Annotated in this window: 9 protein-coding genes and 3 pseudogenes; 9 read left to right on the top strand and 3 right to left on the bottom strand. The window is 35.3% G+C overall.

All coding sequences use genetic code 11. The features are described from left to right. Window positions 1-392: 392 nt before the first annotated feature. The 9 genes and pseudogenes from AFK68_RS40190 to AFK68_RS46965 all read left to right on the top strand — a co-directional run. A pseudogene (locus tag AFK68_RS40190) lies at window positions 393-853 on the top strand (ABC transporter ATP-binding protein); the annotation flags it as partial. Between the two features lies 1 nt (window position 854). Further along, window positions 855-1,748, top strand: an 894-nt coding sequence (locus AFK68_RS29855) for an ABC transporter ATP-binding protein (RefSeq protein WP_210407690.1), incomplete at its 5' end; no start/stop codon positions are given. A 379-nt stretch (window positions 1,749-2,127) separates the two neighbouring features. Beyond that, window positions 2,128-3,024, top strand: a pseudogene (locus AFK68_RS29850) (extracellular solute-binding protein); the annotation flags it as partial. Window position 3,025: 1 nt separating this feature from the next. Further along, window positions 3,026-3,336: PotD/PotF family extracellular solute-binding protein (locus tag AFK68_RS42840; protein ID WP_246844547.1), on the top strand; the 311-nt coding region annotated here is incomplete at its 5' end. A gap of 518 nt (window positions 3,337-3,854) precedes the next feature. After that, window positions 3,855-4,769 (top strand): ABC transporter permease, encoded by a 915-nt coding sequence (locus AFK68_RS29845; RefSeq protein ID WP_094677521.1) that lies wholly within the window; start codon window positions 3,855-3,857, stop codon window positions 4,767-4,769. A gap of 310 nt (window positions 4,770-5,079) precedes the next feature. Then, window positions 5,080-5,928 (top strand): ABC transporter permease, encoded by an 849-nt coding sequence (locus tag AFK68_RS29840; RefSeq protein WP_094677519.1) that lies wholly within the window; start codon window positions 5,080-5,082, stop codon window positions 5,926-5,928. A 739-nt stretch (window positions 5,929-6,667) separates the two neighbouring features. Further along, the gene (locus AFK68_RS29835) at window positions 6,668-7,429 is read left to right on the top strand and encodes a YdcF family protein (RefSeq protein WP_094677517.1); all 762 of its coding nucleotides are present in this window, start codon (window positions 6,668-6,670) and stop codon (window positions 7,427-7,429) included. 138 nt (window positions 7,430-7,567) lie between these two features. Further along, window positions 7,568-8,376, top strand: a pseudogene (gene iscB / locus AFK68_RS29830) (RNA-guided endonuclease IscB); the annotation flags it as partial. Window positions 8,377-8,385: 9 nt separating this feature from the next. Then, window positions 8,386-9,129: an HNH endonuclease gene (locus tag AFK68_RS46965; RefSeq protein WP_371357616.1), complete on the top strand. Its 744-nt coding sequence runs from the start codon at window positions 8,386-8,388 to the stop codon at window positions 9,127-9,129. Window positions 9,130-9,250: 121 nt separating this feature from the next. Here AFK68_RS46965 and AFK68_RS29820 read toward each other — a convergent pair whose 3' ends face one another. The 3 genes from AFK68_RS29820 to AFK68_RS29810 form a co-directional block, all read right to left on the bottom strand. Then, window positions 9,251-9,835, bottom strand: a complete 585-nt coding sequence (locus AFK68_RS29820) for a pseudouridine synthase (RefSeq protein WP_094677513.1) — start codon at window positions 9,833-9,835, stop codon at window positions 9,251-9,253. A 450-nt stretch (window positions 9,836-10,285) separates the two neighbouring features. Next, window positions 10,286-11,821: a diguanylate cyclase domain-containing protein gene (locus tag AFK68_RS29815; protein ID WP_094677511.1), complete on the bottom strand. Its 1,536-nt coding sequence runs from the start codon at window positions 11,819-11,821 to the stop codon at window positions 10,286-10,288. 241 nt (window positions 11,822-12,062) lie between these two features. Further along, window positions 12,063-13,210: ATP-binding protein (locus AFK68_RS29810; RefSeq protein ID WP_143438427.1), on the bottom strand; the 1,148-nt coding region annotated here is incomplete at its 5' end.

The raw sequence follows: 13,210 nt of genomic DNA, 5'->3' as shown, positions 1-13,210 counted from the left end.
AAATAATAGCTATATTTATAGATATAAAAATCAGCCCGAAAAATTATATAGCAATCCTCAAATAGGTTGTAATATTTGATCTACAGTTTTTTTTCACAAATAATTTCATAATGCTATATTATATCCTAACCATTCAGCCGTTAGCTTTCAAAAAAGAATGCGACAAAAAAGTGCATCTTAATTATAGATGCTTAAAAAAAGCTGCTCCAATTCATTTTAGACTCTATCATTTTTCCTTTTTTTTCAATATTTACTCCTTCCTCCTTCTTCCCTCTTCCCTCTTCCTTCTTCCTTCTTGCCTTTAATACTGCTAAAATACTAGAAAATATAATACTTAAATTAGTTGAAAACCAAATTTCCCAAATATATTCCCCACTCAAGACATAATAATTATGACTCAAACTGCACTGAATATGGGGACGACCCTAACCAACACCCAAAACGACGTCGAACTGCGTAAAGTATTCAAAGTATTTGACGGCCATACAGTAGTAAGGGGTGTGGACTTCAATATTCGTCAAGGAGAATTTTTTAGTATTCTAGGGCCTTCTGGCTGTGGCAAAACTACTACGTTGCGCTTAATAGCTGGATTTGAAACCCCATCAGCGGGTGAAATAATGATTCGAGGCCAATCAATGAACCAAACTCCTCCTTTCCGTCGTCCAGTAAATACTGTTTTCCAAAGCTACGCTTTATTTAACCATCTAAGCGTTAAAGATAATATAGCTTTTGGACTACGAATCAAACGTTTAGGAAAAGCTGAAACCGAGGAAAAAGTAGCACAAGCTTTGCAGTTGGTGAAAATGGAGAAATTTGCCGATCGCTATCCTAATCAGATATCCGGTGGGCAACANCCTTTCCGTCGTCCAGTAAATACTGTTTTCCAAAGCTACGCTTTATTTAACCATCTAAGCGTTAAAGATAATATAGCTTTTGGACTACGAATCAAACGTTTAGGAAAAGCTGAAACCGAGGAAAAAGTAGCACAAGCTTTGCAGTTGGTGAAAATGGAGAAATTTGCCGATCGCTATCCTAATCAGATATCCGGTGGGCAACAACAACGGGTGGCTTTAGCAAGGGCTTTAGTAAATCGTCCAGCAGTATTATTATTAGATGAACCTCTCGGTGCCCTAGACTTAAAACTACGCAAACAAATGCAAATGGAATTGTCCAATTTACATCGAGATTTGGGCGTTACATTTGTGATGGTAACTCACGACCAAGAAGAGGCCATGAGTATGTCTGACCGTATTGCTGTGATGCACGAGGGTAGAATAGAACAAATAGGCTCTCCTCAAGAAATTTACGAGCGCCCCGAAAGTCCATTTGTGGCAGATTTTATTGGAGATACGAATTTATTTCAAGGTCGGGTCGAATATAGTAATAATTCCAGTATGGTTGTTAAGACAGATAGTGGTCTCAAGATTTCTGTAGAACAATCAAAAGTGAGTGATAAGGAACAACATGGAGAAATCTATGGAGGTGTTTCAGTAGTCGTAAGTGTGCGACCAGAAAAAGTTAATCTAAGTCTCTATTGTCCAGATGTATCAGAAAATTGTTTTGAAGCCAGGTTGACCAATGTAATGTATATGGGAACTCATGTACATTATCAAGTAAATCTGTTGTCAGGCGATCGGATGATGGTAAGGCAGCCAAATACAGAAGGAACTTTGCCCAACGAAGATACTCCTATCTATGTTTACTGGTCAAAACAAAATTGTTTGGCTTTAAGTGAATCAAAATCATAAAAATAGTTAAATACAATTAAAAAGCTTCATTAATTGATAATGAATAATGGATAGTGGATAATGAAAACTATCTCTAATTATCAATTATCCATTGGTAATGAGAGGCTTTAAACCTTTGGGGATTAATTATCAATTATCAATTATCCATTGGTAAACTTACTTTTGACTTTAAACTTTTTGTAACTACTGTGCCTCCAANGATAATGAAAACTATCTCTAATTATCAATTATCCATTGGTAATGAGAGGCTTTAAACCTTTGGGGATTAATTATCAATTATCAATTATCCATTGGTAAACTTACTTTTGACTTTAAACTTTTTGTAACTACTGTGCCTCCAACTAATTTACAGAAATACCAGGGAAATAATGTAGCGAAATTGAGTTACCAGCAAGATACTCGTACTTCTAGACGTAAATTTCTGAAAGCGTCAGCAGCTACCATCGCAGTTTCAACCCTTTCTAGTTGTGGTTGGAGATTAGCCGAAGTTAAATCTAACCCCAGAATGCAGGGTAATTCAGATTTATTATATATATATACTTGGGCAGGTTATACAGATCAAGATTTGCTCGATCGCTTCTACGATGAAACTGGTATCAAAGTAGTTGCGGATGTGTTTGACTCTAATGAGTCAATGCTAGCTAGAGTACAAGCAGGGGGAGGAGGAGCATATAGTATCATATATCCTTCTGATTATATGGTGCAAAAAATGGCTGCCCTCAACTTGCTGACAGAATTAGACCACTCTCTAATTATTGGTTTAGATGATCTATTTCCCAAATTTCAAGACCCGGTATACGATCCGGGTAATTTCTATAGTGTACCCGTAAGTTGGGGAACTACTGGTTTAATTTACAATAGTAAACTGTTACCAACATCGCCTAATGACTGGGAATATCTCTGGGAAAATGAAGATTTAGTATTAAAGCGGATGACTTTACTGAATGACGTTCGCGAGGTGATGGGATGTGCTTTAAGAAAATTAGGATATTCTTACAACTCTACTAATGTAGAAAATATTAGGGAAGCTTACGAAGAGTTGCTTATACTCAGACCAGCGATCGCTTCCTTTACTACAGATGGTTGGCGCTCTCAAATTTTGGTAGAAGATTTGTTAATTGCTATGTGTTATTCTTCTGATGCTGCAGAAATTAAACCAGAAAACGAAGATTTAGAATATATTACCCCACGCAGTGGTTCCTCTCTATGGACAGATACATTAGTAATTCCGAAAAATGCTCCTAACCCAGATGGTGCTTATCAATGGATTAACTTTNATATTACCCCACGCAGTGGTTCCTCTCTATGGACAGATACATTAGTAATTCCGAAAAATGCTCCTAACCCAGATGGTGCTTATCAATGGATTAACTTTATGTTACAGCCAGATATAGCAGCGGAAATTGTAGAAAGACTCAGTTTTACGACACCTTCTCGTGAAGCATATCAATTGTTACCAGAAGAACTAAAAGAAGACCCTACTTTATTTCCTCCAGAGTCAATTATTCAAAACTGCGAAAGTTTAGCTCCACTGGGTAAATATGAAGAAGTTTATGAAAGATACTGGACTAAATTAAGAAGTGGATAATTTTCATTAATTGATAATTGATAATTGATAATGAATAATGGATAATTACTTCTGGTTAAAACCGTAACGGAATTGAATATAAGGATATCTCCTAGCACTTTTTTTCTCTTGAAATAGAAGGCTGTAAACCTAATATAGCAATTATCAATTATCCATTGGTAAAGGAGGAAGGAAGAAGGAGGAAGGAAGAAGACAAATTCCTGAGTTTATTTATGGGATTATTCTACGACCTTTTTTTAGTTATTAAAGTCTAAGTAAAGCTTAATAAAATTCCTTGTTCCTGAACATATATAGCACTACGCATTTAGGCATCGAAAACTCACGAGTGAGATTACTTTTAACTTTTTACTTTTAACTTGCGCATAGCACTATAAAATCCAATCCTTGAGAAATTTTGCAATTTCTATAACACTACAAAAAAAGTGTTAGGACATTGAGAAAATTAAAATCGTTATACAGTCATTAGTTTTGATTTAAGCTGATAACTGATAGCTGATAACTGATAATTGATAACTGATATGAATACACCTACTAAAACATCTACTCCCGCTTTCCCTAATTCTCCGTCAAAACATGGTATGAGTCAAATATTTTCTAAACTCTTGGGTCCTCTAGTTTTACTAGGTCCGGCAGGTTTATGGTTATTGTTTTTATTAGTATTGCCAACCTTAGTAATTTTTGAGCTGAGTTTAGTAGAGAATATTCGACCAGGAGATTTAGTAATTCCTGACGGTATCGGTAACTATTTACGAGTATTTGATCCCTTAAATTTAAAAGTAATTTGGCGTTCAATATATTTTGCTATAGGTACAACAATTTTATGTTTATTATTAGGATTTCCTGTAGCTTATTGGATTGCTTTAATGTCACCAAAAAAGTGGCGAAATCTACTTTTATTGGGTTTTGTTTTGCCACTTTGGACTTCATCTTTATTACGTTCTTATGCCTGGATTACAATTTTACGTCCTACTGGTGTATTAAACTCAATTATTGGAATTATCGGACTACCACCTTTGGAATTGTTGAATAGAACTCCGGCAGTTTTGATTGGCATGAGTTATAGTTATTTACCTTATATTGTGACAGTTCTTTATGCTTCTTTAGAAAAATTAGACCGGAGATTATTAGAAGCATCATCCGATCTAGGTGCTACTCCTATACAAACTTTTTGGAAAGTGACAGTTCCCCAAAGTTTACCTGGTATTGCTGCAGGTTCTTTGTTAGTTTTTATTAGTTCTTTAGGAGATTTTGTAGACCCAGAATTATTAGGTGGAGCTTCCAGTATGACTGCTGCTCGATTAATTTATAACCAGTTTTTAGGAGCTACTCAAAATTGGGGTTTTGGTTCATCTTTGAGTATGGTTTTGATTTTAGGGGTGAGTATAGCGATCGCTCTTTTACTAAAATTTAGTGATGGTAAACCGTCGAAATAAGTGTGGGAAGTGTGGGAGGTGTGGGAGGTATGGGAAGATTGAATATTGAACTATTAGGTAACATTTTACCAATGGATAATTGATAATTAATCAATTTAAGGAGAAAAAAAGTTCTAGGAGATTTCCCGATATTCAATTCGATGGTTTTAAGCAGAGGTAATTATCCATTATTCATTATCCATTATCAATTAATGAACGTAGGGGTTTGGTCTCCAAACCCAAGCTAAATGTAGCTTGTAACATTTTATCGTATTTTTTATTTACCACCTATACGAGTCAAAATTTTACTCAAGTTTTAGATGAAAAAAAAATGACAAATACTGTAATAAATCCAGAAGATGATATCCCAATAGATATGTCTAAATCTAAACCTAAATTTCAAATTTCTTGGCAGGTAATATTTACAATTTTAATGTTCCTATTTATGTACTTGCCAATTTTTGTATTGACTTTTTATAGCTTCAATAAATCTAAATATAGTGCTGGATGGGAAGGTTTTACCCTGGAATGGTATGTAAAACTTTTTCAGGATACTAGGATTTTAACTGCTCTCCAAAATAGTTTAACTGTAGCTTTTTTTGCTGTAGCTGTTTCGGCAATTATTGGTACTTTAATGGCAGTAGGTTTGGCCAAATATAAATTTCGTGGTAAATCATTATATCTGGGTATTTCTTATCTGCCATTAATTATTCCTGATATAGCGATCGCTGTAGCTACTTTGGTATTTTTAGCTGCACTGGCAATTAGATTAAGTTTATGGACAATTATTGCAGCTCATATTGTTTTTTGTTTAGCTTATGTAGGTTTAGTTGTCTCTACAAGATTAGCAGATTTAGACCCCAATTTAGAGGAAGCTGCCCTTGATTTAGGAGCAACGCCAGTAGAAGCTTTTATTCAAGTATTATTACCCCAATTAATACCAGGAATTTTGTCTGGATGTCTGCTGGCTTTTGTATTAAGTATGGATGATTTTTTAATTGCTAGTTTTACTTCTGGAAGTGGAGCAACAACATTGCCAATGGAAATTTTTAGTCGGATTCGTACAGGAGTAAAACCAGATATTAATGCTCTAAGTGTAATTTTAATTGTAGGCTCAGGAGCAGTTGCTATTGTTGGGGAATTTTTGCGGAATAATGGTGAAAAAAAGAATAGGAATTAAAGGAGTCAGGAGTCATAATTCAGGAAGTATAAAGGAGTTTTTTGCGCAACTTTAGGGTAGAAAATAGGTATGATTTGCATTCTTAATTTTGGACTCAAAACTTACATTCTTAGCAATTTCATACGGCTTTGTTGTATGAAGGTAGTGATAGAGCATCCATTCCGCAGATATATTGCTCTCTTTCGAGATTATTGATGTTCTATTCATTTATTGTCCAATAGTTATTGCTCTGCTGAGAAAGCGTTTCGGGTGTCGCCGATATGTTTCGGCTAAGAGCCGACATGAATGCGGAGCATTCCCTATACGAAAAAGCGGAGCAAATGTGGCTGCTATATTCCTCTCTTTCGCAATTATTGATGTTCTATTCATCTATTGTCCAATAGTAAGGGCTGGCAAATTAGACCTTAAAGCCTTTACAGGCAAATGAATAGGATATCTTCAGTATAAATACTTACCAAGCTACCATTTTTATACTACTTTTAATGCTACAAGTTGACGTGCGGAACGTGGGATATAAATATCTAAAATGAATTGGAGTAGCTATTTTTCAGCATATCTGACAGAGAGCTACCTTTTTATACTATTCTTTTTTTTCAAAGTGATATAATATTATGTCCGGTTGAACAGTTATAAATAATGAGGTAGTAGTCAGGAGGGAAGTGGGAAAAAGAAAGTATAAAAAGGAGAAAGTTTTTTGATCACTAATTATCCGGACATGATATAACTCAAAATAATTTATATGCGAGAAAATCACACCATTCGTAGAAACAAGAAAATTAGAAAAATACTGCTTTTGGTACTTTTACCCATAATTTCTGGTCTGTTAGTTTGGTGTGTGGGAAATACTATTTTGCTTAACTCAGCATCAAAAGCTCCTGTTGATGCTTACTTGGTTTTGGGTGGCAGTATTAAACGGGAAATTTATATTGCTCAAGTAGCTAAAAAATATCCTCAGATACCTATACTAATTTCTACTGGTTCTCAAGATCCCTGTATTGTCGGATTATTTCAACGGGTAAATGCTCCTGTAGAGAAGGTTTGGTTAGAACATTGCGCTAAATCTACTTTTGGTAACTTTTTTTTTGCTATGCCAATTTTGGAAAAATGGGGAGCGCGACATATTAAATTAGTCACATCTCCTAGTCATTTACCTAGAGCAAAGTGGTTAGCACAAATTATTCTGGGTTCTCATGGAATTTGGGTGGAAACTGATATTGTTAAGGAAATAGGTAGACCAGGAAATCAAGAATCTCGCCTCAAGACAGGTTTCGATGTTATTCGTAGTTTGATATGGGCGGTGGAAAGTCAGGTAATAGAACCAAAATGTACAGATGTGCTCAAACTTTCACAGGTTAATATGACACAATGGTGCAAGGATGGTTTTCGTTGTGAGCATCAAGCCAAATTGAAGCAAGAGTCAATTTGTCAGCACCCCGCTCTAAAGAGACGGGGCTTTCGGCTAAGAGCCGACATGAAACGTGCCTCCTCTTTAGGTAGCTGACCAGCCTAAGTCTTAACTGACTACGTTGCATTTAAGAGTCAAAGTTCTCACCTTGGAATGCTTTACCAGTTCCAAGCTCTGAAACCAAATAGTTAAAAGTTTACGAGGGGTAAAGCGGTGCTATTTGGATCTGCCGGGATGCAACATTGGCGAGGTAAACATTACCCTAGAAATAGGAGTTTTTTAATGAATAAAAATGCAGTTTTTGTGCTGGACACTAATAAAAAACCCTGCAATCCAGTACATCCTGCCGTTGCCAGAAAATTATTAACTGAAGGCAAAGCAGCAGTATTTCGCAGGTATCCATTTACGATTATTTTGAAGGAGGAATCCAAAGATGAAGTAAAAGAATTAAGAGTTAAGATAGACCCTGGTGCTAAAAGGACTGGGTTAGCAGTAGTATCTGACTCTAACATTGTCTGGTGTGCAGAACTTGAACATCGCGGGTTTCAAATTCGGGACAAATTAAATGACCGTAGAACTCAACGTTGTAACCGTCGTAATCGTAAAACTCGATATCGTCAACCTCGTTTTTTCAACAGGAAACGACCCAAAGGTTGGCTGCCTCCGAGCTTAATGAGTCGAGTTTATAACATAGAATCTTGGGTAAAAAAACTATGTCGATTAGCTCGTATCACCGCTATTAGCCAAGAGTTAGTTAGGTTTGATACGCAGAAGATAGTTAACCCAGAAATTAATGGGATTGAATACCAAAAAGGCGAATTATTTGGCTATGAAGTCAGAGAATATTTGCTTGAAAAATTTAACAGGACTTGCGTTTATTGCAACACTAAAGAAGGGTTTTTTAACTTAGACCATTTCTATCCTAAATCCAAAGGGGGAAGCGATAGAGTTTCTAATTTGGTACTGAGTTGCGTTGAGTGTAATCAGAAAAAGGATAATCAATTACCTGCTGATTTTCTATCAGATAGACCATTACTTTTAGCNGAGAATATTTGCTTGAAAAATTTAACAGGACTTGCGTTTATTGCAACACTAAAGAAGGGTTTTTTAACTTAGACCATTTCTATCCTAAATCCAAAGGGGGAAGCGATAGAGTTTCTAATTTGGTACTGAGTTGCGTTGAGTGTAATCAGAAAAAGGATAATCAATTACCTGCTGATTTTCTATCAGATAGACCATTACTTTTAGCAATAATAGAAAAACAGTGCAAGCAACCACTTGCTGATGCTGCTGCTGTTAATGCTACTCGTTGGAAACTCAAAGAAGTTCTTGAAAATACTGGTTTGTCTGTTGAGTTAGGTTCTGGAGGATTAACTAAATTTAATAGACGGCGATTAGGCATTTCCAAATCTCATTGGACGGATGCTGCCTGTGTGGGAAGTTCTACTCCTAATAGTTTAAACATCAAAGGATATCAACCATTATTGATTAAAGCAATGGGTAGAGGTACTCGTCAGATGGTTAATTCTGATAAGTATGGATTTCCTCGCGGCGCACCTAAACTTCAACAGAAATCATTTTTTGGTTTCCAGACTGGAGACATGGTTAAAGCAGTAATTCCCAAAGGTAAATATGCTGGTACTCATACTGGTAGAATTGCTGTTAGGAAAAAAGGTAACTTTAAGATTAAAACATCAACTCAAACCTTTGATGTTAATCATAAATATTGCCAGCATATCCATAAGTCTGATGGTTTTGCATATAGCTTTGGAGAACTGGCTGATGCAAAAACTTAAAGTTGTTAAACCAACTGATAACTGAAATGACCCTTTTTCCTCCTGACTCCTGACTCCTGACTCCTGACTCCTGACTCCTGACTCCTACTTTCTTACGCACATGATATAACTTCTGACTCCGCTATATCTGCTTGAGAGATTCAATTTCAGCTTGATTTAGGTCTCGCCATTCACCAGGTTTGAGTTCCTCTAGACGAAGATGAGCGATCGCTATTCTAACTAACCGCAATGTGGGAAAACCTACTGCTGCGGTCATCCTTCGCACTTGACGGTTACGACCTTCTGTGAGTGTTATTTCTAACCATGCGGTGGGTACAGTTTTGCGAAATCGAATTGGTGGGTTGCGGGGTGGTAGGGAGGGTTCTACAGATAACAATTTAACTTTTGCGGGTCGTGTTTTGTAATTTTTAATCGTTACACCCTCCTGTAGTTGCTTCAATGCTGTTGTATCTGGTATTCGTTCTACTTGCACCCAGTAAGTACGAGGATGAGCAAATTTTGGATCGGTTAGTCGATGTTGAAGTTGTCCGTGGTTTGTTAATAGTAAAAGACCTTCACTGTCTTGGTCTAATCTGCCAACTGGATAAACTGAATCAACGGAAATATACTCTTTTAGAGTATGATGTCGATGGTTACTATTAGGATTTTCAGTAAACTGACTCAAGACATTATAGGGTTTATTAAACAAAATATACCGATAAACCATAAATTTTAGTTATTATATAGCGTTTCTGAATGTGATGTGAACATTGAATTGCTAGAAAAAGGAGTCAGGAGTCAGGAGTCAGGAGGAGAGAATACAGAAGTTTTTTTTACTAAAAAAACGACAATTTTGGTTGACAACTCATCTGGAAACGCTATAGATATAATAGACATCTCCAGAAAAGAGGGAGCAGGGAGTAGGGAGTAGGGAGTAGGTAAGTAGGGGGAAATAATTGATGATTTATGAGAGATAATTGATTTTATTTTTGACGATCAGAGATGTCTAATGTAACAGCTATCTCTATCATTATTGACTTTCTTCCTTCTTNATTTATGAGAGATAATTGATTTTATTTTTGACGATCAGAGATGTCTAATGTAACAGCTATCTCTATCATTATTGACTTTCTTCCTTCTTCCTTCTTCCTTATCCCTTCTTTCTTCTTCCTTCTTCTCAAAAAGTTTGCATAATTGTCCGATCGCGTCCTTCTGCTTTTGCTTGATAGAGAGCTTCATCTGCTATTTTAATCAATTTTCCCCAGGAAAACTCTAGTAAAGGAATAGTGCTTGCCACACCTAAACTCATGGTAACAAATTCTGAGATTTGAGAACCAGCATTAACTAATTTTAAATCTAAAAGTTGGCTACGAATTAATTCTGCTATGTGAAATCCACCTTGAGCATCTGTTCGAGGTAATACAACTACAAATTCTTCCCCACCGTAACGTGCTACTAAATCTCCTGGTCGCTTGACTTCTGCTTTAATCGTATTAGCAACTGCTTGCAGACACCTATCTCCTGCTGGATGACCATAAGTATCATTGTACCGCTTGAAATAGTCAACGTCACATAGAATCAAAGCTATGGGTGCTTTTTCCCTTGCCATTCGTCGCCACTCCCTATCCATATATTCGTCAAACACACGGCGGTTAGCAACCTTAGTCAAACTATCAATGTTGGCAAGTTGAATTAACTTTTGATTCGCAGTTTCTAATTTTTGATATAGTTCTGACTGTTGTATAGCGATCGCTAACTGTCCCGCTAAACATTCAATAAAATCCATTTCTGAAAATTCCCATTTTCTCGGTTTTGAACAGTGGTGAGCAATTAATAATCCCCACAATTGTTGTTGAGTAGATTCAAAATATTTATCCGAGGTTTGTTCTGTGTTACTCTTTGATATTGGTACTACTAAGTTAGCTTTTACTTGAAACTTACTCAGAAATTCCACATGATATGGCATTAAATCTCCCATAGATATATATTCTTGATTAGCAGATTTATCCTGTGCATTTTCACTAAATTTACTCATGCTTTCTAAAACAGATGCTTGACTAGAAGTAACAGATTCCATAACTACTTCTCCGGTTCCATCTGGCTGAAATTTATATATCAGTACCCTGTCTGTTTTGAGAAATTTTCGGACTTCATCTACTGTAGTTTTGAGAATATCATCAAGGTTTAATGATTGACGTATCCGTTCTTGAATAAACGTCATAAATCTTGCAGTTTCTGTTTGCTGTTTTAATTCTTTTACCAGTTCATTAATTTGCAAAATTCGACGAACTCGCTGACGTAAAACTGCCCATTTAATTGGTTTATTAATATAATCCATGGCACCAACAGTAAAAGCAAGATCGACAGATTCTTTGTCTTCAAGAGAGGTAATTATTAACAATGGAGTCTGGTAAAGTAAAGGGTTAGTATCTAGATTCTGATCTGGAAAAAAATCATTTGATAAATGCCGACTAAAAAGTTCTTGTAATTTAATACAGCAAACAAAGCCATCAATTTCTGGCATCATTGCATCTATTAAAATTAAATCTGGTATTTGAATATTACATTTTTCCAAGCATTGTTTGCCACTGTTTGCTTCTATTATTTTATATCCTTCTGATTCTAATGCTTTACGCAGCAGATAACGCATATATTTTTCATCATCTACTATCATTATTACAGAGGAATTATTCTGTGATTTTTGTGCATTCATAAAAGTTTTAATTTAAAAATATTATAGCGCTAGGGAATAAGGAATAGTAGACTTTCAAAGGGTTTTCCTAGGTCATGCTCCGCAAACAGAATTTATAAATGTCAAACACCTTAATGCGTAATGCTATATGAGTTAAGAATCTATTATATTTCAGCTATCACTAAGGGAATGGTTCTGATTCGCCTTGTAAACGTTAAAAAATGTCTATGATACTAACGAATGACTACTATTTAACGGCAAATTAGCAGAATATTTTATCCAATATATTGTACAGTTGTAACTGTTTAATTGGTTTATTTAGTAAGGCTGCTAAATTTAGTTTTTGGAGCTGATTTTTTGTAGGAGATTTACCAATAGGAGTTAACATAACTAATGGCAAATATTTATACTTGGGTATTTCTCTAATAGCAATAGCAGTTGCCACTCCATCCATTTCTGACATTTCCATACCAATAATTATTAGGTCAAAATCAAAATTTTGGTCAGCAGTTTCATTTTTGAGGATATTTATTGCTGCAATACCTGATGTTGCAGTATGAGATAAAATTCCCCACTCGTTGAGTTGCTGAGTTAAAATTTGTAAACAAGAAGGACGATCATCCACGATTAATAATCGTTTATTAGCTAAGTTACTGATAGGATTAAATTGACTTCTAATATTTTCATCAACTTTTGCCATTAAAGTAAAATGGAATGTAGACCCTATTCCTTCTTGACTTTCAACCCACATTTTACCACCCATCATTTCACATAAACGTTTACTGATAACTAATCCTAATCCTGTTCCTCCATATTGTCTAGTTGTGGAACTATCTACTTGACTAAATGGTTGAAATAATTTGTGCATTTTGTCTCGGGGAATTCCAATTCCAGTATCTTTAACAGAAAATTTTATTTCATACAAATTACTAGCTATATTTTGTTGATTATCACTACTATCTTCAGGAAGTTTAAATGCTTCTGAATTTGGAGAATTAATAATATTTTCTGACCATGGTATTTGTTGAGATGAAACATTAACTAAAACTTCTCCTTTGGCGGTAAATTTAACAGCATTAGTAATCAGATTAACTAAAATTTGACGTAATCTTGTTTCATCTCCTAAAATTATGCTTGGTGTATTATCTTCAATAAAATAAGCTAATTCAATTTTTTTGTTCACTGCTTGAATAGCAAGCAAATCAATACATTCTTCCAGACATAATCTTAAATTAAAAGGTCTTTCCTCAAAATCCAATTTATTAGACTCAATTTTAGAGAAGTCAAGAATATCATTAATAATTCTTAGGAGTGCAATACTACAAGTATGGATATCATTGACATATTCTTGTTGTTCTGAATTCAAATTCGTATCAATTAACAAAGAAGTCATACCAATTATTCCATTCA

Source organism: Hydrocoleum sp. CS-953, from assembly GCF_002260545.1.
In the GTDB taxonomy this organism is placed as follows: Bacteria; Cyanobacteriota; Cyanobacteriia; order Cyanobacteriales; family Microcoleaceae; genus Trichodesmium.
This window is presented reverse-complemented; position numbering and strand designations above follow the sequence as displayed.